The 25203-nt window shown below is 72.8% G+C and carries 21 protein-coding genes and 1 pseudogene; 16 read left to right on the top strand and 6 right to left on the bottom strand.

The genetic code is table 11. The features are described 5' to 3' along the window. Positions 1–134 precede the first annotated feature (134 nt). Positions 135–1592 carry an aminopeptidase P family protein gene (locus AB0E02_RS10680; RefSeq protein ID WP_362137655.1) on the top strand — a complete coding sequence of 486 codons (1458 nt, stop codon included), beginning with the start codon at positions 135–137 and terminating at the stop codon, positions 1590–1592. A 28-nt stretch (positions 1593–1620) separates the two neighbouring features. On the opposite strand, the gene AB0E02_RS10685 is transcribed toward AB0E02_RS10680, so the two are convergent. After that, complete coding sequence (locus AB0E02_RS10685) at positions 1621–2274, bottom strand: TetR/AcrR family transcriptional regulator (RefSeq protein ID WP_362137656.1); 654 nt, start codon at positions 2272–2274, stop codon at positions 1621–1623. Positions 2275–2532: 258 nt separating this feature from the next. After that, positions 2533–3021: an ATP-binding protein gene (locus tag AB0E02_RS10690; protein WP_362137657.1), complete on the bottom strand. Its 489-nt coding sequence runs from the start codon at positions 3019–3021 to the stop codon at positions 2533–2535. Between the two features lie 247 nt (positions 3022–3268). Between AB0E02_RS10690 and AB0E02_RS10695 the strand changes: the two genes are divergently transcribed. The 9 genes from AB0E02_RS10695 to AB0E02_RS10735 all read left to right on the top strand — a co-directional run bounded on the left by AB0E02_RS10695 (position 3269) and on the right by AB0E02_RS10735 (position 13758). Further along, complete coding sequence (locus tag AB0E02_RS10695) at positions 3269–4165, top strand: hypothetical protein (protein WP_362137658.1); 897 nt, start codon at positions 3269–3271, stop codon at positions 4163–4165. A gap of 113 nt (positions 4166–4278) precedes the next feature. Next, entirely contained in the window at positions 4279–5082 is an 804-nt protein-coding gene (locus AB0E02_RS10700; protein ID WP_362137659.1) for a YcnI family protein, read from the top strand. 115 nt (positions 5083–5197) lie between these two features. Then, on the top strand, positions 5198–5848 hold the full coding sequence (locus AB0E02_RS10705; protein ID WP_362137822.1) for an SCO family protein: 651 nt from the start codon (positions 5198–5200) through the stop codon (positions 5846–5848). Beyond that, the gene (locus tag AB0E02_RS10710) at positions 5845–6291 is read left to right on the top strand and encodes a copper chaperone PCu(A)C (protein WP_362137660.1); all 447 of its coding nucleotides are present in this window, start codon (positions 5845–5847) and stop codon (positions 6289–6291) included. Before AB0E02_RS10705 ends, AB0E02_RS10710 begins: the two co-directional genes overlap by 4 nt. 57 nt (positions 6292–6348) lie before the next feature. Then, on the top strand, positions 6349–8517 hold the full coding sequence (locus AB0E02_RS10715) for a copper resistance protein CopC (protein ID WP_362137661.1): 2169 nt from the start codon (positions 6349–6351) through the stop codon (positions 8515–8517). Continuing rightward, a complete protein-coding gene (efeB, locus tag AB0E02_RS10720) occupies positions 8517–9836 on the top strand; it encodes an iron uptake transporter deferrochelatase/peroxidase subunit (RefSeq protein WP_362137662.1) in 1320 nt (439 codons plus the stop codon). The genes AB0E02_RS10715 and efeB overlap by 1 nt, the downstream gene beginning before the upstream one ends. A 134-nt stretch (positions 9837–9970) precedes the next feature. Beyond that, positions 9971–10897, top strand: a complete 927-nt coding sequence (gene pheA / locus AB0E02_RS10725; RefSeq protein ID WP_030411952.1) for a prephenate dehydratase — start codon at positions 9971–9973, stop codon at positions 10895–10897. A 723-nt stretch (positions 10898–11620) separates the two neighbouring features. Then, a complete protein-coding gene (gene serS / locus AB0E02_RS10730) occupies positions 11621–12931 on the top strand; it encodes a serine--tRNA ligase (RefSeq protein ID WP_362137663.1) in 1311 nt (436 codons plus the stop codon). Continuing rightward, positions 12928–13758, top strand: a complete 831-nt coding sequence (locus AB0E02_RS10735; protein WP_362137664.1) for an HAD family hydrolase — start codon at positions 12928–12930, stop codon at positions 13756–13758. Before serS ends, AB0E02_RS10735 begins: the two co-directional genes overlap by 4 nt. A gap of 152 nt (positions 13759–13910) precedes the next feature. On the opposite strand, the gene AB0E02_RS10740 is transcribed toward AB0E02_RS10735, so the two are convergent. Continuing rightward, a complete protein-coding gene (locus AB0E02_RS10740) occupies positions 13911–14711 on the bottom strand; it encodes a rhomboid-like protein (protein WP_362137823.1) in 801 nt (266 codons plus the stop codon). A 65-nt stretch (positions 14712–14776) separates the two neighbouring features. After that, positions 14777–15088, bottom strand: a pseudogene (locus tag AB0E02_RS10745) (Lrp/AsnC ligand binding domain-containing protein); the annotation flags it as partial. A 503-nt stretch (positions 15089–15591) separates the two neighbouring features. Between AB0E02_RS10745 and AB0E02_RS10750 the strand changes: the two are divergent. Continuing rightward, the gene (locus AB0E02_RS10750) at positions 15592–16725 is read left to right on the top strand and encodes a LysR substrate-binding domain-containing protein (protein ID WP_362137665.1); all 1134 of its coding nucleotides are present in this window, start codon (positions 15592–15594) and stop codon (positions 16723–16725) included. Here the strand turns inward: AB0E02_RS10750 and AB0E02_RS10755 are convergent. Continuing rightward, a complete protein-coding gene (locus tag AB0E02_RS10755) occupies positions 16676–17794 on the bottom strand; it encodes a MerR family transcriptional regulator (protein ID WP_362137666.1) in 1119 nt (372 codons plus the stop codon). The two genes, AB0E02_RS10750 and AB0E02_RS10755, sit on opposite strands and share 50 nt — an antisense overlap. Before the next feature lie 496 nt (positions 17795–18290). On the opposite strand from AB0E02_RS10755, the gene AB0E02_RS10760 reads away from it, so the two are divergent. The 5 genes from AB0E02_RS10760 (at position 18291) to mltG (ending at position 24369) form a co-directional block, all read left to right on the top strand. Further along, positions 18291–18686: an SAV_915 family protein gene (locus AB0E02_RS10760; protein WP_362137667.1), complete on the top strand. Its 396-nt coding sequence runs from the start codon at positions 18291–18293 to the stop codon at positions 18684–18686. 17 nt (positions 18687–18703) lie between these two features. Further along, on the top strand, positions 18704–20308 hold the full coding sequence (gene lysA, locus AB0E02_RS10765; RefSeq protein WP_362137668.1) for a diaminopimelate decarboxylase: 1605 nt from the start codon (positions 18704–18706) through the stop codon (positions 20306–20308). 367 nt (positions 20309–20675) lie between these two features. Then, complete coding sequence (locus tag AB0E02_RS10770) at positions 20676–21407, top strand: FadR/GntR family transcriptional regulator (RefSeq protein ID WP_362137669.1); 732 nt, start codon at positions 20676–20678, stop codon at positions 21405–21407. Between the two features lie 100 nt (positions 21408–21507). Continuing rightward, positions 21508–22821, top strand: a complete 1314-nt coding sequence (locus AB0E02_RS10775; RefSeq protein WP_362137671.1) for an MFS transporter — start codon at positions 21508–21510, stop codon at positions 22819–22821. Between the two features lie 738 nt (positions 22822–23559). Next, entirely contained in the window at positions 23560–24369 is an 810-nt protein-coding gene (gene mltG / locus AB0E02_RS10780) for an endolytic transglycosylase MltG (RefSeq protein WP_362137672.1), read from the top strand. Positions 24370–24421: 52 nt separating this feature from the next. Here the strand turns inward: mltG and AB0E02_RS10785 are convergent, their stop codons facing one another. After that, entirely contained in the window at positions 24422–25141 is a 720-nt protein-coding gene (locus tag AB0E02_RS10785) for an ABC transporter permease subunit (protein WP_362137824.1), read from the bottom strand. Positions 25142–25203 lie beyond the last annotated feature (62 nt).

Raw genomic sequence — 25203 nt, forward strand, 5'->3', positions numbered from 1 at the left:
GGTCAGACGGGTGAGCGGCGGTGCCCCCGGAAAGGGGCGCGGCCGCTGCCCGACAGGTCACACCTTCTTGCCCCCTGGACCGCATTCCATCGGCACATACGATGGAATGCGGTTCACTCTTAAAAGGAGGCATTGTGACCGACGAGCTCACGCCGGAGACCCCGGACGAGGACGAGCAGCCGATCAAGCAGCGCAAGAACGGCCTTTACCCGGGCGTCTCGGACGAGCTCGCGGAGAACATGAAGAGCGGCTGGGCCGACACCGAGCTGCGCGACCTGCAGCCGATCGAGCAGGCCCCGAACGCCGCCCGCCGCCGCGCCGCGCTGTCCGCGCGCTTCCCCGGTGAGCGCCTGGTGATCCCGGCGGGCAACCTCAAGACCCGCTCCAACGACACCGAGTACTCCTTCCGCGCCTCGACCGAGTACGTCTACCTCACCGGCGACCAGACCGACGACAGCGTCCTGGTCCTGGAGCCCACCAAGGACGGCCACGAGGCGACGCTCTACCGCCTGCCCCGTTCCGACCGTGAGAACGGCGAGTTCTGGCTCAACGGCATGGGCGAGCTGTGGGTGGGCCGCCGCCACAGCCTCACCGAGTCCGAGGCGCTGCTGGGCGTGCCCTGCAAGGACGTACGGGAGCTGGCCGAGGCACTCAAGGAGGCCACCGGCCCGGTCCGCGTCGTCCGCGGGCACGACGCCGGCATCGAGGCGGCGCTGACCGACAAGGTCACCGCCGAGCGCGACGAGGAGCTGCGGGTCCACCTCTCCGAGGCCCGGGTGATCAAGGACGAGTTCGAGATCGGCCAGCTGCAGAAGGCCGTCGACTCCACCGTCCGCGGGTTCGAGGACGTCGTGAAGGTCCTGGACAAGGCCGAGGCGACCTCCGAGCGCTACATCGAAGGAACGTTCTTCCTGCGCGCCCGCGTCGAGGGCAACGACGTCGGCTACGGCTCGATCTGCGCCGCCGGCCCGCACGCCACCACCCTGCACTGGGTCCGCAACGACGGCCCGGTCCGCTCCGGCGACCTGCTGCTGCTGGACGCCGGCGTGGAGACCGACACCCTCTACACCGCGGACGTCACCCGCACCCTGCCGATCAACGGCCGCTTCTCCGAGCTCCAGCGCAAGATCTACGACGCGGTCTTCGAGGCCCAGGAGGCGGGCATCGCGGCGGTCAAGCCGGGCGCCGCCTACCGCGACTTCCACGACGCGGCCCAGCAGGTGCTCGCCGAGAAGCTGGTCGAGTGGGGCCTGGTCGAGGGCCCGGCCGAGCGGGTGCTGGAGCTCGGCCTGCAGCGCCGCTGGACCCTGCACGGCACCGGCCACATGCTCGGCCTGGACGTCCACGACTGCGCCGCGGCCCGCACCGAGACGTACGTCAACGGCACGCTGGAGCCCGGCATGGTCCTCACCGTCGAGCCCGGTCTGTACTTCCAGGCGGACGACCTGACGGTCCCCGAGGAGTACCGCGGCATCGGCGTCCGCATCGAGGACGACATCCTCGTCACGGAGGACGGCAACCGGAACCTCTCGGCCGCGCTGCCGCGCCGGTCCGACGAGGTCGAGGCCTGGATGGCCGGGCTGAAGAAGTAGCCCTGGTTCACGGAGCAGCAGCTTCGGTTCACGGGCCGGTGGTGTCGTCCACCGGCCCGTGGTCTGCCCGCCGGTACGCGCCGGCGCGGGCCGCGGCCCACACGGCGGTGGCCGCGGATTCCGCCAGCGCCGGGTCGACCGGGCGGCGGGCGATCAGGATCCGGTAGTAGAAGGGCGCGCCGAGCGCCGACATCACCTGTTCGGGATCGGTGTCCGCGGGCAGTTCGCCGCGCGCGACGGCCCGCTCCACCATCTGGCCGGCCAGCGCCAGCCGTTCGCCGAAGAACGACCGCAGCACGCCGGCCACCTGCGGATCGCGGGCCGCCGCGGACACCACCGCCTCGATGAGCCGCCGCATCCGCGGCTCGCCGTAGAACGCGCTTATCGAGCGGGCCAGCGCATGCAGGTCGCCCGGGAGCGTGCCGGTGTCCGGCAGCGGCACGTCGGAGCTCAGTTCGGTCAGCAAGTCGCAGACCAGGCCCTCGATGCTGCGCCAGCGCCGGTAGAGCGTCGCGACGTGGATCCCTGAGCGGTGGGCGACCTTCTCCATGGTGAGCGCGGCGAACCCGCCATCGCCCAACTCCTCGAAGACCGCGGCCAGTACGGCCTCGCGGGTACGCGCCGTGCGCCCGCCGGGACGGGTCTCGCCCGGGGCGCCCCGGGGCTGGTGCGCTGTCGTCACGCCGGCTCCGTATTGCAGTGCGGGATCACGCCAAGTATTGTCCGGGAAAGACTAACGCGAGCATCTTCGCGTTAGATTTGGTGTGCGCCGGTCTCGCAGGGACAGGGGACGCCGCGGGGGAGGTCCTCCCACCGCGAGACCGCCGCCACCACCCCTCCCGAGCAGGCACTTTCCGGCCAGCCCGCGGCCTCACGAGGCACTTCCGCCCTTACACTCCGCGCGCCGCTGCGTCCGATCCCCCACGGCCCCCGCCGCACCTCACGACGCCATCGGCAGCGCCGCGCCCTCTCGCCATTTGAGGATCTTGTCGAAGCTGACCACCGCGCCCGGGCGGCCGGTGCGGTTGCGGTAGCGGACGTGGTCGGTGAGGGCCTCGATCAGAAAGAGCCCCCGGCCGGCCTCCGCGAACGCGGGGGCCTGGGCGGGGGCGGGGACGGCGGCCGGCAGGGGGCGGTCCGCGGGGCTATGGGGCGGGGCGGCGGGTGCGCCGCGGAAACCGGGGCCCGAGTCGGTGACTTCGATGCGGCAGGTGTCACCGTCGATGAAGACCGTCACGCGGTAGTCCTCGGGGGCTCCGCCACCGCCGTGCTCGACGGCGTTCGCACATGCCTCGGACAGTGCGACCGACAGGTCGTAACAGATGTCCGGGTCCACGCCTGCTGTTTCCATCGTGCCCAGCAGCAGACGCCGGGCGAGCGGCACGCTCGCAGCCTCGCGCCGCAAATGGAGTGACCACCAGATGCTCATCGCTCCAGCCTCCTGGCCGCGGCTCGACATATCGATACGTATTGCCGTGCCCCAAGGTCCGTAAGCATGTCCGGGACGTGATACCGCTCATTCGGCGGATGCGAAGAGTGAGCGCATCGGTGTAGGCGCAGCGCCGCGCATGCGCCTCCGCGCGCCCTCCCGGACGCCCTGGACGCCCCCGGGAGGCGCCGCCTCGGGCCGCCCTGCCGTAGGACACGGGTGCGGGCAGTGGGATGATGGCGCGGCCATGATTGCCCCGCCCGCCTCCCCAGCGCGCGCGGCCGCGGACCTGCGGCTGCTGAGGGCCGCGGTCTTCACCGCGGTCTGTGTCGCGCTGTCCGCGGCCGGGCACATGATCGCTTCCTGTGCCGCCGTCCCGCTGTGGACGCTGGGCGTCGCCGCCGCCGTGGTGTTCGCGGTCGCGGCGCCGCTGGCCGGCCGGGAGCGGTCGCTGCCGGGCATCGCCGCGGGACTCGCCGTGGGCCAGCTGGCACTGCACTCGCTGTTCGTGTGGGGGCAGGTGTGCGGCCTGACGACCGCCGAGCGGATGGCGCGGCAGCGGATGCCGATGGCGGGGACGGCGGCCGGCTCCGGGGGTCCCGGGCACGGCGCGCTGTCCGACGCGACGGCCGTGGACCTGGCCCGGCACCTGATGTGCGGGCTCGGCACGGGCCGGCTGGACGGTGCGCGGGCGCGGCGGCTCCTCGACGGGGGCGGCTACGACATGGCCTCCGCGGCCGGTCTGAACACGCCCGGCGGACCGGGGGCGGCCGGTGGTGCCGTCACCGACCCGGCGATGACGCACGGTCTGCTGCCGTCGCTGCCCATGCTGCTGGGCCACCTGCTGGCCGCGCTCGCGGTCGGCTGGCTGCTGCGGCGGGGCGAGGTGGCGCTGTGGCGGCTGGTCCGGCTGTCGGCCCCGGCGGCGTACGAGCTGACCGTCCGCGCCCTGCTCGGTGCGGTGCGCGGGGTGCTCGCGCTCGTCGGCGCCCTGCTCGCGGGCCTCGGCGCGGCGCACGAGGCGCTGCTGCGCGCCCTCGTTTCGTACGGGGATGACAAACCCGGCCCGCAGGGCGCCGCGCTCGACCACAGTGTGATCCGGCGAGGGCCGCCTGCCGTGACCGCCCTGGCCCTCGCGGCCTGACATCACGCGACGCACGCTCCCCCAGGACGGGGTACGGGCTCGCGCGGCGTCGCCGTGGGCGTGCCACCGATCACCGTCACCCGTATCTCTCTCCTTCCTGTGGAGTGCTTTCCATGCCGAACGCGTCGACCATGCCCAGCGAGCCCACGTTGTCCGGACTTTCCGGAACTTCCGTTACTTCTCAGTCCTCCGGAAGGGCCGGATTCCTCAAGACCCGACTGCCCCTGGTGGGCGGGATCGCGGCCGGCAGTGTGCTGCTGCTCGCCGGGCCGGCCTTCGCGCACGTCAGCGTGCAGCCCGGCCAGGCCCCCAAGGGCGGCTTCGCCACGGTCAACTTCAAGGTCCCCAACGAGCGGGACAACGCCTCGACGGTGAAGCTCGAAGTGACCCTGCCGACCGACCACCCGCTGGCGTCCGTCATGCCGCAGCCGGTGCCCGGCTGGAAGGTGTCGGTCACCAAGACCAAGCTCGCCAAGCCGATCGAGATGGAGGGCGAGAAGGTCACCGAGGCGCCCTCGAAGGTCACCTGGACCGCCGACGGCAAGGGCGTCGAGCCCGGCCAGTTCCAGCAGTTCCCGCTCTCCATCGGCCAGCTGCCCGAGGACGCCGACCAGCTCGTCTTCAAGGCCCTCCAGACGTACGACAACAAGCAGGTCGTGCGCTGGATCGAGCCGACGAAGGAGGGCGGCCCGGAGCCGGAGAACCCGGCGCCGGTGCTCAAGCTCACCGCGGCCGAGGACGACGCGCACGGCGCGGCCGCCGACGCCAAGGGCGGGGACAAGGGCGGGGGCGCGAAGACCGTCGCGGCCGCCGACACCAGCGACAACACCGCTCGGCTGCTGGGCGCCGCGGGCATCGTCGTCGGCGTCATCGGCGTCGGCTTCGGCGTGTTCGCCGGCCGGCGGCGCAACGCCTGATCGCCACCACGGGCCGGCGGCGCCCCACCGCGCCGCCGGCCCGTCGCCCCGTTCCCCATGAGCGGGGCACCGGACCACACCACACAAACGGGATACATCTGCAATGCACAGCGCAATGCGTAGAAGGGCCCTGCTCGCCTCCGCCGTCGCGGCGGTCACGGCACTCGGCCTGACCGCCTGCGACCAGGGAAGCGACCGCGACCAGCCGGCCGCCCAGGTCTCCGGAGGCACGGCCGCCAAGCCCCTCGTCACGCTCGACACCCCGATGGAGAAGCCGGACCTGGTCCTGACCGACTCCCAGGGCGCCAAGTACGACCTGCTGGAGAAGACCAAGGGCCACCCGACACTGATCTACTTCGGCTACACCCACTGCCCGGACGTCTGCCCGCTGACCATGGCCAACATCGCGGTCGCGGTGAAGCAGCTGCCCAAGGCCGAGCAGAAGGACCTGCGGGTCGTCTTCGTCACCTCCGACCCGGAGCGCGACACCCCCGCCGCCCTCAAGAAGTGGCTCGGCGGCATCAACAAGGACTTCATCGGTCTGACGGGCCGCTTCGACACCATCCAGGCGGGCGCGCGCAGCGTCAACATCGGGATCGAGAAGCCGGTCAAGAAGAAGAACGGCGATGTGGTCTCCACCCACGGCGCGCAGGTCCTGCTGAGCTCCCCCAAGGACGACAAGATCCACTGGCTGGGCATGCAGGAGGCGACCGCCGACAACTACACCACCGCACTTCCGAAGATCATCAAGGGGCAGAACCCGTGAACCGCCGCACCACCCTCGCCGCCGCCCTCGCCCTCACCGCCGGACTCGCCCTCTCGGCCTGCGGCGCCGGGGACGCCGGCCCGCACTTCCAGGTCGACGGCGCCTACATGCCGCAGCCGGTCACCCAGGACATGGCCGGCGCGTTCTTCACGGTCAAGAACAACGGCGCCGCCGACAAGATCGTCTCGGTCACCAGCGACCTGGCCAAGGACGTCTCGATGCACAAGACGGTCGGCAACAAGATGGAGCAGGTCACCTCGCTGCCGATATCCGCGGGCGGGGAGCTCCGGTTCGAACGAGGCGGCATGCACCTGATGTTCATGGGCCTCAAGTACAAGCCGGCCAAGGGGGACTCGATCGGCGTCACGCTGCAGTTCGCCCACGCCGAGCCCGTCAAGGTGGCCGTCCCGGTCCGGGCCGTCAACTACCAGCCGAAGAAGTAGCGGGCGGTCCGGTACGTCACAGCACAGGCACTCACACGGCAGTTGAGGGAGCGATCCATGGTCACCACCGGCCTCCGGCCGCGACGGTCCGCCGCGCTGCGTCTGCTCGTCGTCGCGGTGGCGCTGGCGGGCGCGCTGTTCGGCGGGCTGCTCGGCGGTGCCGCCCCGGCCTCGGCGCACGCCGCGCTGACCGGCAGCACCCCCGCCGAGGGCTCGGTGGTGGACCAGGCGCCCGAGCAGGTGGCGCTCACCTTCTCCGAGGGCGTCGCGATGGGCGACGACTCCATCCGGGTGCTGGACCCGAAGGGCAAGCGGGTGGACCGCGGCAAACTGCGCAACCTGTGCAGCGCCAGCACCGTCAAGTACGGCACGGGCCTGCCGCCGGGCCTGGGCAACGGTACGTACACCGTCGCCTGGCAGGCGGTCTCCGCCGACAGCCACCCGGTCTCCGGCGCCTTCACCTTCTCGATCGGTGCGCCCTCGAAGACCACCGCGCCGGTGGCCCAGCAGGAGGCCGGCGGGGGGCTCGTCGGGGCGCTCTACGGCATCGCCCGTGCGCTGGCGTACGCGGGCTTCGTCCTGCTGGCCGGCGGTGCCGCCTTCGTGGTGGCCTGCCGGCCGGCCGCCGCCCGGGTGCGGTCCGTCCAGCGCCTGGTCGTCCAGGGATGGGCGGTGCTGACCGGCACCACCGTGGCGATGCTGCTGCTGCGCACGCCGTACACCGGCTCCGGCGATCTCTCGGACGTCTTCGACCTCGGCGGGCTGCAGCAGGTACTGGTCACCAAGCCGGGCGCGGCGCTGGTCTCCCGGCTGTTGCTGCTCGCGGCGGCGGCGCTGTTCGTGGCGGTGCTGTTCGGGGCGTACGCGCGGGCGCAGGCACCCCGGGAGGACGCCCCCGAGGGCCCCGACGCCCCCGGGGACCCCGCCGAGGAGGCCCGGCGGCGCAAGGACCTGTCGTTCGGGCTCGGCATCGGTGGGGTGATCGTCGCCACCGGTCTCGCGGCGACCTGGGCGATGGCCGAACACGCCTCGACCGGGCTGCAGCCCGCGATCGCGATGCCGGTCGACGTGCTGCACCTGCTCGCCGTCGCCACCTGGCTCGGCGGGCTGGCCGCGCTGGTGGTGTCCCTGTACTGGGGGCCGCCGGTCGAGCGGACCGCCGTCCGGCGCTTCTCCCGGATCGCGTTCGGCTCCGTCCTGGTGCTGGTGGCCACCGGCCTCTACCAGTCCTGGCGGCAGGTCGGCACCTGGACCGCGCTGACCGGCACCACCTACGGGCGGCTGCTGCTGCTCAAGGTGGGCCTGGTGGCGGTGCTCGTGGGCATCGCCTGGTTCTCACGGCGCTGGACGGCGCGGCTGACGGAGGTACGGACGCCGGAAGCGGCGTACGCGGCGGAAGCGGCGGTCGCGGCCCCCGACGACGAGGAGGCCGACGAGCCCTCCGAGAAGGCCGTGACCGTCCCGGCGGCCGGCACGCCGACCGGGAAGACGGCTCGGAACGACGAGGAACCGGCGGCCGGACCAGCAGCCGGACCAGCGGCCGGACCAGCGGCCGAACCGACGGCGGCACCGGCAACGCACTCGGCGGCCGAACCGGCGACGGAACCGGCGACGGAACCGGCCGCGGCGGCCACGGCAGAACCGGACGACCCCGCCCGCGCCGCCCAACTCGCCCGTCAGCAGGCCGCGTTGCGCACCGCCCGCAGCAAGCGGCTGCGGGACGCCGATCCCGAGCGGCTGGGGCTGCGCCGGTCCGTGCTGGCCGAGGCGTCGGTGGCGGTGGTCCTGCTGGTGGTGACGACGGTGCTCACCGCCACCGAGCCGGCCCGTACCGAGGAGGCGGTCAAGGCCGTGTCGGGCGGGCAGTCGGCCACGGCCAACCAGCCGCAGGTCCTCACCGTCCCGTTCGACACCGGCGGTCCGGGCGGCAAGGGCACCGCCCGCATCGACCTCGACCCCGGCCGCAGCGGCAACGCCAACGAGCTGCGGCTGCGGATCTCCGACCCGAACGGCCGGGCCAAGGACGTCCCCGAGGTGAAGATCGAGTTCACCCTCAAGGCCAAGAAGCTCGGGCCGCTGACGGTGGTGCCCCGGCACACCGGCAAGGGACACTGGCGCGCCAGCGGCGTCCTGCTGCCGGTCCCCGGACGGTGGCAGCTCTCGCTGCTCGTACGGACCTCCGACATCGACCAGGTGACCGAGTTCAGGAACGTGAAGATCGGCTGATGAGCAAGCGAACCGCGCAGGCCCCCGAACCCCGGGCCCCCGAACCGCAGGCCCCGGCACCCGAGCCGGCCGGCCCGCGGACCGCCCTGACGCTCTCCCGCCGCCGGCTGCTCGGCACCGTCGGCGCGGCGGGCGCCGCCGGGCTGGTCGTCGGCGGCGCCGGCGGCGCCCTGAGCACGGCCGCTGCCCATGAGGACGGGCCCGCCGCGGCCCTGAGCTCCGTGGGCTCGACCGAGGTGCCGTTCCGGGACGACCGGGCGAAGCAACAGGCCGGGATCACCACCCCGCTGCAGGCCAGCGGGCACCTCGTCGCCTTCGACCTGGCACCGGGCAGCGACCGCAAGGCCGCCGCCGCGCTGCTGCGCCGCTGGTCGCGGACGGCCGAGCAGCTGATGGCCGGCCGGGCGCCGGACGCCGACACCGGCGTCGCGCTGGACGCCGGCCCGTCCTCGCTGACCGTCACCTTCGGCCTCGGCCACAGCTTCTTCGACCGTACGGGCCTGACGAAGCACCGCCCCGGGCAGCTCGATCCGCTGCCGGACTTCTCCGCCGACGCGCTGGACCCGAAGCGCAGCAACGGCGACCTGTGGATCCAGATCGGCGCCGACGACGCGCTGGTCGCCTTCCACGCGCTGCGGGCGCTGCAGAAGGACGCGGCCGGCACCGCCCGGCTCCGCTGGCAGATGAACGGCTTCAACCGCACCCCGGGCGCCACCGCGCACCCGATGACCGCCCGCAACCTGATGGGCCAGGTCGACGGCACCAACAACCCCAAGCCGGCCGACCCGGACTTCGACGAGCGGATCTTCGTCGGGCGGGACGCCGCACAGGAGTGGATGCGCGGCGGTTCGTACGCCGTGGTCCGCCGGATCCGGATGCTGCTGGACGACTGGGAGAAGCGCTCCCGGCACGAGCAGGAGCGGGTCATCGGGCGCCGCAAGGACAACGGGGCGCCGCTGACCGGCGGTTCCGAGACCACGCCCATGAAGCTGGACGCCACCGGTGCGGACGGGCTGCCGGTCATCCCGGCCAACGCGCACGCCCGGGTCGCGGCGCCGGAGTCCAACCAGGGCGCGGCGATGCTGCGCCGCCCGTTCTCGTACCACGACGGCTTCCGGGAGGACGGCGCGCCGGACGCCGGGCTGCTGTTCGTCTGCTGGCAGGCCGATCCGCTGCGGGCCTTCACCCAGGTCCAGCGGAAGCTGGACCGCGGGGACGCGCTCTCGCCGTTCCTGCGGCACGAGGCGAGCGGCCTGTACGCGGTGCCGCCGGCCGCGGCGCCGGGCGGGTACGTGGGGCAGCCGCTGCTGGAGGGCTGAGGCCCCCGCGGGGCCGTGCCGGCCTGTCCGGCCTGCGGAAGCCCGGTCCGGGGGCCGCGACGGCTCGGTATCGTGGCAGGACAGGGAGACGATCGGCGGGGTGCCCCCGCAGTCACGCGAGGGAGTCCTCAAGGATGTCGGCCAGCCGCTATACGTATCTCGGACCCGCGGGCACGTTCACCGAGGCCGCGCTGCGCAGCCTGCCCGAGGCGGCGACCCGCGAGCTGGTGCCGATGGTGTCGGTGCCGGCCGCCCTGGACGCGGTGCGGGCGGGGGAGGCGGCGGCCGCCCTGGTGCCGATCGAGAACTCCGTCGAGGGCGGGGTGACCACCACCCTCGACGAACTCGCCTCCGGCGAGCCGCTGATGATCTACCGCGAGGTGCTGCTGCCGATCGCCTTCGCGCTGCTGGTGCGCCCCGGTACGACGCTCGACGGGGTCAAGACGGTGACCGGGCACCCGGTCGCCCAGCCGCAGGTCCGCAAGTGGCTGGCGGCCCAACTCCCCGAGGCGGTATGGGAGTCGGCGGCCTCGAACGCGGACGGTGCGCGGCTGGTGCAGGAGGGCCGCTACGACGGTGCGTTCGCCGGTGAGTTCGCGGCGGCGACGTACGGCCTGACGCCGCTGGTCACCGACATCCACGACGCGCAGAACGCGGCCACCCGCTTCGTGCTGGTGGGCCGTCCGGCCCGGCCGGCGGCGCCCACCGGCGCGGACAAGACGTCGGTGGTGCTGTGGCTGGCCGAGGACCACCCGGGTGCGCTGCTCGAACTGCTGCAGGAGTACGCGGTGCGCGGGGTCAGCATGATGCGCATCGAGTCCCGGCCGACCGGCGAGGGCATCGGGCGCTACTGCTTCTCGGTGGACTGCGAGGGGCACATCACCGACCGCCGGGTCAGCGAGGTCCTGATGGGCCTCAAGCGGGTCTGCCGCGAGGTGCGGTTCCTCGGTTCGTATCCGCGCGCGGACGAGACCACGCCGAGCGTGCGGCGGCAGATGACCGACTCGGCGTTCACCGAGGCCGCGGACTGGCTCGCGCGCTGCCTGGACGGCCGGGGCTGACCTCCCGGCGGGTGGCGGACCCGGTGGCGCGGGAGGTACTGCGTCCGGGGGTGCGGGAGACGCGTCGTGGGGTGGCACGGGTGGCGGGCCCGGTGGCTGGAAAGTGCGCCACGACCTGCGGCTTTGAGCGGCCTGTGGGTTGTCCACAAAGTTATCCACAGGCCCGGTTCTCGACCTGTGGGTAAGTCGACATGACAGTCGGACACAGTCGACAAATCGCCCTACCGACCCCAGATCCCTCCACAGCACCCCACCTCGGACCCCGTCAGCATAATTCCTGCAGTCCATCCTTTAGAGCGAGGCAATCCCACACGAAAGAGTGCGTGAACGGGGTTTGGACAGAGAATCCATAGGCGAGCAATTCGGAAACGGAATGATCGCCACCGACTTCCACAGATTCCACGCACAGCCTGTGGATAAAATTCCGGGAACCCCTCCCCCCTGTGGACAACCCCACCACCCGAGGGTCACGAAGGCCGCCCCAACTCCCCGATCCCGCCCAGTGGATCACCGATCGCCGACGCGCGCGAACGCCCGCATACCGGACGGCTCCACAACTACCCCCAGAAGATCACGACGACAGCGAAGGGGTGCGAATGGGCAGGAATTCCCCGGCGGATTTACCGCACTCCACCAACGGAATAAACCTCTCAAACCGGACAAACTGCAATGCCGGGGAATATCGCGTCGAAGCGCGGGGCGTGGCCCCGGTAGCCTGGGGGTGTGATTGACCTTCGCCTGCTCCGTGAGGACCCCGACCGTGTGCGCGCGTCCCAGCGCGCCCGTGGAGAGGACGTCGCGCTCGTCGACGCACTGCTCTCCGCCGACGAGCGGCGCAGGTCGTCCAGCGTCCGCTTCGACGAGCTGCGCGCCGAGCAGAAGTCGCTCGGCAAGCTCATCCCCAAGGCCACCGGCGACGAGAAGGCCGAGCTGCTGAAGAAGGCCGGCGAACTGTCCGCCGCCGTCAAGGCCGCCGACGCCGCGCAGGACGAGGCCAAGGAAGAGACCCAGCAGCTGCTGCTCAAGCTCGGCAACCTCGTCCACCCCGACGTCCCCGTGGGCGGCGAGGAGGACTTCGCGGTCCTGGAGACGCACGGCACCATCCGTGACTTCGCCGCCGAGGGCTTCGAGCCCAAGGACCACCTGGAGATCGGCCAGGCACTCGGCGCCATCGACGTGGAGCGGGCCGCCAAGGTCTCCGGCTCGCGCTTCTACTACCTGACGGGCATCGGCGCGCTCCTGGAACTCGCGCTGGTCAACGCCGCCATCGCGCAGGCCACCGAGGCCGGCTTCATCCCGATGCTGACCCCGGCGCTGGTCCGCCCGCACGCCATGGAGGGCACCGGCTTCCTCGGCCAGGCCGCCGAGAACGTCTACCACCTCGAAAAGGACGACTACTACCTCGTCGGCACCTCCGAGGTCCCGCTCGCCGCCTACCACATGGACGAGATCGTCGACGCCGGCCAGCTGCCGCTGCGCTACGCCGGCTTCTCGCCCTGCTTCCGCCGCGAGGCCGGCACGTACGGCAAGGACACCCGCGGCATCTTCCGGGTCCACCAGTTCGACAAGGTGGAGATGTTCTCCTACGTCGCGCCGGAGGACGCGCAGGCCGAGCACCAGCGCCTGCTGGAGTGGGAGAAGCAGTGGCTGAACGGCCTGGAGCTGCCGTTCCAGGTGATCGACGTCGCCACCGGTGACCTCGGCGCCTCGGCCTCCCGCAAGTTCGACTGCGAGGCGTGGATCCCGACCCAGGGCAAGTACCGCGAGCTGACCTCGGCCTCCAACTGCGACGAGTTCCAGGCCCGCCGGCTCTCCGTCCGCATGCGCGAGAACGCCGACGGCAAGCAGAAGGTCCGCCCGCTGGCCACTCTCAACGGCACGCTCTGCGCCGTCCCGCGCACCATCGTGGCGATCTTCGAGAACCACCAGCAGGCGGACGGCTCGGTGCGCGTCCCCGAGATGCTGCGCCCCTACCTCGGCGGCCGTACCGTGCTGGAGCCCGTCGCCGGTCGCCCGGAGTCCGGCGCCAAGTGAGCGGATCAGCTCCGGCGGACGTCCCGCCGCTGCCTTACACGCTCATCGCGACCGACCTCGACGGGACGCTGCTGCGCCCGGACGAGACCGTCTCGGAGCGCACCCGCCAGGCGCTCGCCGCGGCCACCGCGGCGGGCGCGGCGCACATCGTCGTCACCGGCCGTGCGGTGCCCTGGACCCGGCACATCCTCGACGCCCTGGACTACAACGGGCTCGCGGTGTGCGGCCAGGGCGGGCAGGTCTACCACGCCGGCGAGCACCGGCTGCTGACCTCGGTGACGCTGGACCGCCAGCTGGCCGGACTCGCGCTGTCCAAGATCGAGGCGGAGGTCGGCCCGCTGTATCTGGCGGCGAGCCGGGACGGCCTGGAGGGCGAGGTGCTGGTCGGCCCCGGCTACCGCGTCCAGGCGGGCCCGCTGCCGAACGTCATGCTCGACGACCCCGGCGAGCTCTGGACGGCCCCGATCAACAAGGTCTACCTCCAGCACCCGACGCTGGACGACGACGCACTGGCCGCGGCCGCCCGCCAGGTCGCCGGTGACCTGGTCGGCATCATGGTGGCCGGCCCCGGCGTCGTCGAACTGCTGCCGCTGGGCCTGACCAAGGCCACCGGGCTGTCCCTGGCCGCCCGCCGCCTGGGCCGCACCGCCAAGGAGACGCTGGCGTTCGGCGACATGCCCAACGACATCCCGATGTTCGCCTGGGCCGCCCACGGCGTGGCCATGGCCAACGCCCACCCCGAACTGAAGGCGGTCGCCGACGAGGTGACCACCTCCCACGAGGCCGACGGCATCGCGGTGGTCCTGGAGCGGCTGTACGGGATTTGAGGGGTGGGGTGGGAGCAGGGGAGCAGGGGTGCGAGCGGGGAGCCCCCGGAATACCGCTTCCCACCGTCGCGTTGAGGCCCCGAGGGGGCGCTCGCATCCCCTACGGGATCTGTTCGAACCACCCGTAGGGGTTCCGAAGGCCCCTTGAACCCCTAACGCCCGCCCCCGCCGCCTTCTTCCCCACCGCCGCCCGCTTCCCCCGCATCGGCTGCCTCCCCCGCGTCCGCTCCCGCGTCCCGCGTGTCGGCTCCCGCTTTCCGCGCTGGCCCTGCTTCCCTCGCCTCGGCTTCGGCCCCCGCCTGCCCCGCGTCGGCTTCGGCCCCCGCCTGCCTCGCGTCGGCTCCCTCCCCTTCCCCCGCCACCGCCGCCGGGGTCAACGGCCATGCCGCGAAGCCCATGGTCAGGGCGATGGCGTGGCCGAAGTCGGTGAAGGTGGCGCCGGTCGTCAGGGGGATGGCGAAGAAGGCCAGTACGCCGACGAGATAGCCGTAGCGCCAGGGGGACCGCAGCCGGTACGTCAGCGCGCCGGCGGCGGCCGCCAGGCCGTACGAGACGCCGATGTCGACGACGTGCGTCATCGAGCGCGGCAGCTGGTGTCCCTCGATGGCGAGCAGGACGAGTTCCTGGCTGGCCAGGGTCGCGGCGACGTGTGCCCCGCCGACGATCAGCAGCCAGCGCCAACTGCCCGTCCAGCGCTCGACGTTGGCGTGCACCAGCTCGAACATCACGACGTACAGCAGGAACGATCCGGGGTTCTCGATCCAGAAGCCGCTGATCAGCAGCGACGGCAGCGGATGCTCATTCAGCTCGTGGATGTTGCTGCTGGTGCGGTGGATGAGGAACTGGCCCAGTCCCTCCGAGGCGGAGGCGATCACGAGGCTGGTGACGCCGATGATCAGCAGCCAGATGTGGGTCCCGGGGGACGACCTGACCCAGTCCTTCACCCAGGCCACGGGGTTGCCCGCGCGGCGCGCCCAGGGGTCGCGCGGCGGCTCCAGCAGGATCCTCGCCGGCGCCCTCACCGGCGGCGCCCCCGGGCCGCGGGCGAACCGGCGACCAGCGGGCCCGGCCCCTTGATCTGCCGGATGCGGGGCGCGCTCTCCATCGTCCGTACGCCGGGCAACGCCGCGACCCGGGTCGTCAGGTACGTGTAGAGGGCCCGGACGTCCCGGCAGAGCACCGACGCGAACAGGTTGTTCGGGCCGGTGGTGGCACCGGCGAAGGCGACCTCCGGGTGTTCCGCCAACGCGGCCCCGGCCGCGGCGAGTTCGGCGGGGGCGACGGACATCCAGAGGGCGGCCATCACGCCGTACCCGAACTTCCGCAGGTCGGTCCCAGCGCCTTGAGCGCACCGCTGGTGCGGTGTCGCCCGTGCGAGCTGCAGCGCATGGGCCAGCCGACGGTCGGGGGCGTCGAAACCGCCACCGCCCGCGCCGGGCTTCTCGTCGGCTTTCACCGTCCGAGGCTAGCGCGGGTCGGATTGCGCCGCCGGGAGCGCGGTGGCTGCAAGACCGACGGGTGCGGAACTGACCGCGGGGTCACAATCGAAGCGACGGAGGAAAGAGGAAAAGCAGGCATGGAGGGCTCGGCTGCTACTGGCGGCGCTCGGCGCGGCACCACCGTGGCGGTGACGCATCGCCGGTGGCCGCCCGGCCGGGTGGTGCGGTGCTGGGTCGGCACCCGGAACCGTACGGCCGTACGCGGTTCCGGGTTGCCGCCCGGGGCCCGGGACGATCGTCGCGTCGCCGCAGCTCCAAGTCAATCCTCTGGTTTCCTTCCAAATTCCTTAGCCGAGGCTTGGGTTGGGGGCATGGCGCGGCGTAGCGTACCCGGGTGACTCTCGACGATCTGCGCGCCTTCGTGGCGGTCTGCGAGGCGGGCAATCTCAGCGCCGTCGCCCGTGACCTGGGCTGCACCCAGTCGGCCGTCAGCCAGCGCATCAAGCGCCTGGAACGCGAGACGGGCATCGGGCTCCTGGAACGCCGGCCGCGCGGGGTCGCCCCCACCCAGGCCGGCCGGATCCTCCAGCGCGCCGCGGCGGACGGCCTGAGCGGGCTGGACCTGGCGCTACGGCAACTCGACGATCTGCGGGCGGGCGACGGCGGCACCGTACGCGTCACCACCGGCGCGACGACCGTACGGCACTTCATGTCCGAGGCCGTGGTCGCCTTCCGCGGCCGCCATCCGCACGTCAATCTGGAGTTCCGGACGGAGAGTTCGAGCCGCCGTTGCTTCGAGGCGGTGGCGGACGGCGACTCCGAACTGGCCTGGATCACCATCGGCCCAGCGGTGCGCGGCATCGAGCAGCATGCGGTGATCGGGCTGCCGTGGGTGCTCGCCGTACGCAGCGATGATCCACTCGCCGCCCGGGAGCGGATCGAGCCGGAGGAACTCGCCGGCATCCGGCACATACGGCTGCCGGAGAACTCCACCTCCCGGATGAGGCTCGACGGACACCTCAGCCACCGACTCGACGAGCACCACAGCCATCGGCTCGACGGACACCACAGCCATCGCTCCGCCGGAGGCCTCAGCCATCGCTCCGATGAACACCCCCACCACCAGCTCGATGGAGACCACAACCGTCGCTCCGACGAACAACACAACCATCACTCCGACGAGCACCACGACCGTCGCTCCGACGGGCACCCCAGCCATCGGGAGTCGCCTCACGGGGAGGGCTCCGGTGCCGTGCCGCCGCCGAGCACCACCAGCGTCGCCGACTGGGACACCGCGCTGCTGCTGGCCGAACTCGGCGTCGGCCCCGCGGTCGTCCCCCGGCTCCCGGGCCTCCGGGCCACCGCCCACCCGTCCCTGCGGCTGGTCCCGATCCCCGCGTTGCCACCGCTCGCCACGGGGTGGGCGGTGCGTCAGTGGGACGCCCTGAGCCCGGCGGCGGTGGCGTTCGCGGAGACCGTCACGGCTTCTCTGGGGCGGCCCGCACCACCGGTTCCTGGATCTCCGTGACCCACTTCTCCTGGTCCGGCGGGCACTCCAGGTAGAGCTCGCGGGCGTATCCGGCGGAGCGGTAGCCGTTCGCGTCGATCCAGTGCGCCAGGTTCTGCGCGGTGGGCAGGATGCGGCTCATCGGTCCGCGGTGCACCACCGTGGCGGCGCACTCCAGCCCGGGCAGCGCCACCACGTCGAAGCCGAGGCCGGTCGCGGTGGGGGTGCCGGTGGCCGGCGCGCCCGTCCCGCCGCAACGGGCTCCGGCCCTGGTCAGCGCCTCCGCGGTGACCGTCAGCCCGGCGTGCACGACGACGGCACCGGGCCCCGGCTCGTACCCCGACTCGTACCCAGGCTCGTCCCCCACCGCGGCCGCTACGGCCGCCGCGGCCGCCGCGCTCCCCTGTACGTCCGCGTGGCCTGCCGGTACGTCCGTGCGGCCTGCCGGTACGTCTGTGCGGCCGCCGGGTTCGCCGCCGTGGCCTCCGCTTGCGCCGCGGTCGCCGGGCACGTCCTCGTAGTCGCCCTCGTAGTCGCCCGGTACGGCCTCGTAAACGGCCTCGTAATAGGCGAGACCCGGTCCCGCGGGGGTGACGCCGGCCGCCTCCAGGCGTGCGCACAGCTCCGCGTAGAGCGGCTGGATCACCGGGCCGATGTCCTCGGGCCCGTAACTGGCGGCGATCCCGCTCAGTTCCGCGAGCAGTACCGTCCCGGTCGGCTTGACCACCACATCGTCGGCAGACATGTGTCCCTCACTCTCGATGGAGCGGAGCCTCGCCTCGACCTGCGCCAGCCGTTCGCCGGCCGCGGTCAGCGTCGCCTCCAGCTCCGCCCGGCGCAGCCGCAGCATGCCGCGCAGTTCCGGCACGCTCACCTCCTCGGCCAGGATCGCCCCCACCTGCTGGAGGCTGAATCCGAGGTCCTTGAGGGCGATGATCCGGTTGAGCCGGGCGAGCTGGGCCGCTTCGTAGAAGCGGTAACCGGTGACCGGGTCGGTACGGGCCGGGCACAGCAGCCCGATCGCGTCGTAGTGGCGCAGCATGCGCGCCGATACGCGGCCGTACTGGGCGAAATCTCCGATGCTGAACATGACGCCTTCCAGTGGAGTGCTTTCCACAGTGTCAAGGTCAAGAGCGGGGGTCCACCCGATGGGGGACGGCGGTGACCTGCCTTGCCTTGCCTTGCCGCACGAACGAGCCGGCGCGGCAGGGCGGGGCGTTCCGGTACTCAGCCCGGAACGTGCCGGCAGTCAGCCCGGAAAGAGCGGCGGTTCGGCCGGAACGATCAGCAGTGTGCCCGGAACGATCAGCGGTGCGCCCGGAACGGGCGGGGGTGGGTCCGCAACGGGCGGCGGTGCGCCCGGAACGGGCGGCGGTTGGTCCGGATCCACCGCGTCACTCCCGTCCCACAATCGGCCACCGGGCAGCAGCATCGCGTCAAGTAGGGTCCACAACTCGTCAATGACGCGTCAGCATCCGGCGGAGGGGCCCGTTCCCCGGGCATAGCGTCGGCAGAGCCGAGCCCCGGCATACGCATCGTCATCCACCGGTCCGGGGCCGCCGATGTCCTGTTCGAGGAGCAACGCCGTGTCCCACCATCTCTACGCGGAAGATCCCGAGCCCTCCGATCGCATCCCGGCCGGGCCTCTGTTCGTCCCCGTCCGGTCGGGCCCCGCGGGCTGTACGGCCCGCCTGTTCCGCACCCCGCTCGGCGGGCGTACCGCCGTCGGCTTCACCTCGGCCCAACGCCTCGCCGCGGCCCTCGGCGGCGGCCAGCCGTGGGTCAGGCTCTCCGAGCCGGCCCTGCGGGCGCTGGCCGAGCCCCTCGGGGCGACGGCCCTGACCGTCGATCCCCGTCTCACTCCGGAGGCCTCCCACACCACCCGCGCCCCGGGCGCACCACGCGTGCCCCAGGCGGCCCGGACAGCGGGCGCCTCGCACCTGGCCCAGGCGTCCCGTACGCCGCACCTGCGGGCCGTCTGAGAGGGGCGAACAACACCATGAGCCACAGCACCCTGCCCCGCCCCGCCCAGGAGCCCGGCACCCCAGCACCGCCCGCGGCCCCCGGGCCTCTGACCGCCCCGGCACCGCCTGCGACCGCCGGCCCCCTCACCGCCCCGGCACCAGCGGCCGCACCTGCGCCGGCGCCAGCACCGGCACCGGCACCGGCACCGGCACCGGCATCCACCGACCACCTGAGGGCCCCGCTGCCTGATCCACTGCCCGATGCACTGCCCGACGCGCTGCCCGATCCGCTGCCTGATGCGCTGCCTGATGCGCTGCCCGACCAACTCCCCACCCCGCCGCCCGACCCGCTCTCCGTCTGGCCCGCCTCCACATTGCCGCACGGCCCCGGTGACCTCACCCTCGGCGGCGTCCCGCTGACCGAACTGGCCGACCGCTTCGGTACCCCCGCCTACGTGGTGGACGAGGACGAGGTGCGCCACCGCTGCCGCGCCTACCTCCGGGCCTTCCCCGACGCCGATGTCTTCTACGCGGCCAAGGCGTTCCTCTGCCGCGCCATGGTCCACTGGGTGCACGAAGAGGGCCTCGGCCTGGACGTCTGCTCTGCGGGTGAACTGGAACTCGCCGTCACCACCGGCTTCCCGCCCGAGCGGATCGTGCTGCACGGCAACGCCAAGAGCCCCGCGGACCTGCGGGCCGCGCTCCGGCTCGGCGTCGGGCGGATCGTCATCGACTCCACCTCCGAGATCGCCCGGCTGGCCGCCGCGGTCCCGGCCGGTACGCGCCAGAAGGTGCTGATCCGGGTCGTTCCGGGAATCGCCGCGGGCGGTCACGCCAAGGTCCGCACCGGGACCGACGACCAGAAGTTCGGACTGTCGATCGCGGACGGTTCCGCACAGCACGCCATCACCCGGGTCTTCGGCCAGCCGCGCCTCGAACTCACCGGTCTGCACTGCCACTTGGGCTCCCAGATCACCACCGTCAAGCCGTATCTGTCGGCCGTACGGCGACTGGTCGGCCTGCTGGCACGGATCCGCGAACAGCACGGTGTCACCCTGCCCGAGCTGGACCTCGGCGGCGGGCACGGCGTCGCGTACCGGCCCGGCGAGCCCGCGCTCGACATCGCCGCGCTCGGCGCCCGGATCCGCGCCGAGCTGGCACGCGGCTGTGCGGCGGCCGGCCTGCCGGTGCCCCGGCTCGCCGTCGAACCCGGCCGCGCGATCGCCGGCCCGTCCGGAGTCGTCCTCTACCGGGTGCTGTCCGTCAAGCGCACCGGGACGCACCTCTTCGTGGCGGTGGACGGCGGGATGAGCGACAACCCGCGGCCCGCGCTGTACGGGGTGCGCTACGCGCCCCGACTGGTCGGCCGGTCCTCGTCGGCCGCCCCGGAACGGGTCACCGTCGTCGGCCGGCACTGCGAGGCCGGCGACGTACTGGCCGCCGACGCCCGACTGCCCGGCGACCTCCGCCCCGGCGACCTGCTCGCCGTGCCCGTGGCCGGCGCGTACCACCTCTCCATGGCCTCCGGCTACAACCTCGTCGGCCGCCCTCCGGTCGTCGCGGTCACCTCGGGCACCGCCCGCCTCCTCGTCCGCCGCGAATCCCTGGCGGACATCCAGGAACGCGATATCGGTCTGTGAGGTCTGGGCGGGGTTGGGATCGCTCCCCGAACGCCGCCCATCCTCGGCCCGTTGCCGGCCGCTCTCCGCCTCTGCTCTCTGCTCTCCGCCGTCCGCCTCCGCCGTCCGCTGTTTGCTGTCTGCTGTCTGCTATCTGATCGACGGTCTCTGCTTCTCTGGTCGTCGCTGAGTCGGGCCCCGGGCGAGACTGCCCCGGGGCCCAGGACCGCCCCGGGGCCCAGGAAAGTCAGGCCGTGGCAGCACGCCCGCAGCTTCCGTGTACGATGAACTCATATTTGTAGGATGACTGGGCAACTGGCGACCGACTGAGCGGGGGCGGGCAACCGCGCCTCCGCCAAGCAACAGGAAAAGGCACGGGCAAACGGAGATGGCACTGCAGGCGGCGGGGCGGCAATCCCTCGTGGACACCGTGGTCGACACGCTGCGGGCCCAGCTGACGGCCGGGGAGTGGCCGGTCGGCTCGCGGATCCCCACCGAGCACGCGCTCGCCGAGCAGTTGCAGGTGGGCCGCAACACCGTGCGCGAGGCCGTCCGGGTCCTCGTGCACGCCGGAATGCTGCGCTCGCGGCAGGGCGAGGGAACCTTCGTCGTCTCCACCGCGGACCCGGGCGACATCCTGCGCGGGGTCCGGCGGGCCGGTATCCGCGACGTGCTGGAGCTGCGGATCGCACTGGAGGCGGAGGCCGCCCGGCTGGCCGCGCTCCGGCACCGCCCGGACGACCTGGAGCGGATGCGCGCGGCCCTGGACGCCCAGGCCGAGTTGGCGGACGCGTCCGGGCAGCCCGGCTCCGGCAGCCTGGAGCTGTACGCCGATCACGACATCGCCTTCCACCAGGCCGTCGTCGACGCCGCCCACAACACCGCGCTGACCGCGACCTACGGCTGGTTCAGCAGCTCCGTACGGGAGGCGCTGGTCAGCGCGCTGGACGACCAGGCGATGCCGAAGATCGTGCACGGCGACCACCGCGCCGTTCTGGACGCGATCGCCGCGGGCGACCCGGACGCCGCGGAGCGGGCCACCCGCGACCTGCTGGAGAAACCGAAACGGGCCGTGGAAGCCCTGCTCGGCGAACCACCCGCACCCGCCCCGCACGCCTGAACCCCCAGCTCCGGCTCCCCCTCCCCGGTCGCCCCACGCCCGGTCTCCCCCACTTCCCCCTTTCTCTCCGTTCCCGTAACGCTTGGCGAGGTACGTACGCATGTCAGGACCCCGACCCGCTGCTCCGTCGAGCCCGGACGCTCGGCTGATCGACGCCGAGGAGGATCTCGTCGCGGCACCGGCGGTCGCCGCGGCCCGGCGCCGGCTGCGGACCGTTCATCCGGCGCTCGTGCTGGCCGGGATCGTCCTCGCCGCGCTCAACATGCGGGCGGCGCTCGCCGGGGTGTCGCCGCTGCTCGGGGAGATCGGCACGCACTTCCATCTGCCCGCCACCCTCAGCAGCCTGGTGACCACCATCCCGCTGGTCTTCATGGGACTGGGCTCGGTCGTCGCACCCGCACTGGCCCGGCGCTGGGGCACCGAGACCGTGCTCTGCGGGGCGCTGGTGACGCTGTGCGGCGGCATCGTGCTGCGGATCGCGCCGCCGGTGGTCGCGCTGTTCGCCGGCTGCGCGGTGGTCGGTGCGGCCATCGCCCTGCTGAACGTGCTGATGCCCGGCCTGATCAAGCGGGACTTCCCGGACCGGGCCGCCGGGATGACGGCGCTGTACTCGACCGCGATGATCCTCGGCGCGACGGTCTCCGCCGCCACGGCCGTACCGCTGGAGAGCGCGCTCGGCGGCTGGCAGGGGTCGCTGGTCTCCTGGGCGCTGCTGGCCGCCGTCGCCGCGGTGGTGTGGGTTCCGCAGGCGGTGCTGGCGCGGCGCGGCACCCGGCACGGCGCCGCCGCGGCCACGCCCGCGCACCCGGCCGGGCGCGGCCCGAAGCTCGCCCGCTCGCCGCTCGCCTGGCAGGTCACCCTGTTCATGGGCTCGCAGTCGCTGGTCGCCTACGTGGTCATCGCCTGGATGCCGACGATCTTCACCGACCACGGGATGGGCAAGGGCGAAGCGGGGCTGGTCTTCGCGTTCAGCACGCTGCTGCAGATGGCCGGTTCGTTCGTGGTGCCGGTGCTGGCGGGGCGGATGCGACGGCAGCGGCTGCTGGGAGTGACGGTGTCCGCGCTGATGGCCTGCGGCGTCGTCGGACTGCTCATGGCGCCGGTGGCGGGCGCCTGGTGGTGGGCGGCGCTGCTCGGGGTCGGGCAGGGCGGCGCGCTGGGGCTGGCCCTGACGATGATGGTGCTGCGCTCCGGCGACGCGCATACGGCCGCCCGCCTCTCCGGTATGGCGCAGACCGGTGGCTACCTCCTCGCCGCCGTCGGCCCCCTCGCCCTCGGCGCCGTCCACCAGATGACCAACGGCTGGACCGTCCCCCTCCTCCTCCTGCTCACCGTCTGCGCCGGCCTGGCCCTGCTCGCCATGGGCGCCGGCCGCAACCGCCGCATCGGGGAGCCGGCACCGTACACGCCCTGACGACGTCCACCGACCCGCCCTGCCGACCACGGCGCCGCCCTGGCGGGCGCGCTCCTGGCCTATGGCGTGACGGTCAGACGCGCCCCGCCGCCTGCGGACACCCGCATGCGGCCTGACGGGGGGCGCCCCGCGTACGGCATGACGGGCGGGCGCCCGCGTACGGCCCGACGGCCGGGCGCTCCTGTACCCCGACGGCTCGCGACGGGCCCGCCGGTCAGGGGCCCGCGTACGACAGCAGGCACCCGCGCCCAGCCTGACGGCCAGCGATGGGCACGCCTGGCAGGGGCCCTCGTACGGCTGGCGGGCGCTCGCATCCGGCCCGACGGCATGCGACGGGCATCCCTGACAGGGACCCGCATACGACAGGCAGGCACCCACGTCGGGGCCGCCGGCACACGACGGGTGACGGGCGCCAGGTAGCCACCGAGCCGAGGGCAGGCGGGGAGCGGCGGTGGCGAGCGGAGAGCGACGGCGGCGGCTGGCGACCGGCAATTCACAGGCGGCAGCCAGCGGACGGCACGCAGCCACCGCGCTGACGACAACAGACAGGCAGCGGACGGCACCCACCCACCAAGCCGACGGCAATGGCCAGGCACCGGGCCACCACCACTACGGAACAGCCCGGCGGTGACGCCTCGTGTGGGCGGGGGATGGCGGGCCGGTGAACGATCTCCGTCGTTGGCAACGATCCGGGGGTGGCCGCCCGGGGGCCCGGGGGGCGTGGCTTACCGTGCCCCCATGAGCGATGTTCAGCACATCGATCGCCGGCCGGGCCCGCGGTTCTCCCGCACCGGCCGGCTCATCGTGGTGGCCGTGCTGGCCGTCCTGGTCGTCCTCGCCGTGGTCCTGGTGACCCGGCTGCTGCGGGAACGGGCGAACGAGGAGACCTTGACCGTCCCCGAGGGCCGGCGGGCCGCGCAGATCTACGCCGCCGCGGACAAGGCCCTCCACCTGCCCGGCGGGTCCACGGCGAAGGCCGCCAAGACGGCGCACCTCCCGCTGCCGGCCGAGGCGAAGGGCAACCCGGAGGGCTACCTCTTCCCGGCAACGTATCCGATCCGCTCGGACACCACCCCGGCGTCACTGCTCTCGTACATGGTCAAGACCGGCAACCAGCGGCTCGCCGAGGACCACATCACCTCCTACCGGACGGTGGTGATCGCCAGCATCGTGCAGGCGGAGGCGGACCGGCCCGCCGACATGGGCAAGGTCGCGCGGGTGATCAACAACCGGCTGGCCCGGCACATGCCGCTGCAGATGGACTCGACGATCAATTACGCGCTGGGCCGCAGCACGCTCCGCACCAGCCATGCCGACACCCGCACCGAGAGCCCGTACAACACCTACCGCTACGAGGGCCTGCCGCCCACCCCGATCGACAACCCCGGAGCGGACGCCCTCAAGGCGGCCGGCGCGCCGCCCGCGGGTGACTGGCTGTACTTCGTCACCGTCAAACCGGGCGACACCCGCTTCACCGCCGACTACCAGGAGCACCTGAAGAACGTGCAGGAGTTCAACGACCGGCAGAAGAACGGCGGCGGCGCCTAGGAGGAGCCCGGTAGGAGGAGCCCGGTGGGGCAGCCGGCACCGGATCGGCGTCCTACTCCTCGCCCGCCAGGGTGAGTGCCTTCAGCCGGCGGCCGGCGTACCAGGTCGCGGCGGTAGTGAGGGCAACCAACATCCCTATCGCAAGCGGCAGTTGGACGGCCGAGGTGATCGCTCCTTCGGCGGCGGTCTGCTGGCCGATGGCGAGGGCCCACTGCTGGATGCTGAGGGTCCGCGCACCGGGAACGAGGTTGCCGACCAGCGCCTCCCAGACCAGGGCGTAGACCAGTCCGAAGACCACGGCGTGCCGGGTGATCGTGCCGAAGAGGAGGAAGAGCGCGCTGTAGGCGACCGCGGCGACGGCCGCGGACACTGCGTACCCGACCGCTATCTGCTGGCTGTTGCCGTTCAGCAGGAAGCCGGCGAGCAGCACCGGGAGGGCGGAGAAGGCGACCGTGACGCCGATCGCGACCAGCAGTTTGGTGAAGATGATCGTCGGCCGGGGAACCGGCTTGGACAGGAGATAGACCACCGATCCGTCGTCGATCTCCGGTCCGATCGCGCCGGTGCCGGCGATGACGCCGATCAGCGGCACCATCGTGCCCAGGGCGAAGCCGCCCAGGATGCCGCCGGCGGTGGCGTCATCGGCGCCGGCCAGGACACGGACGGCCACCGCGATGACGATGAGCAGGGCGGGCAGCACGAAGAGGATCAGGGCCCGCCGCCGGCCGAGCAGGGCACGGTAGGTGAGCCGGGCGACGGTCGGGTGGAACAGCGAGGCCCGGGGCGCGGCGGCCGGTGCCGGCGGGGCGGTCGGGGTGGTCGTGCTCGTGGACA

Source organism: Streptomyces sp. NPDC048196 (assembly GCF_040652715.1).
Lineage (GTDB): Bacteria > Actinomycetota > Actinomycetes > Streptomycetales > Streptomycetaceae > Streptomyces > Streptomyces siderophoricus.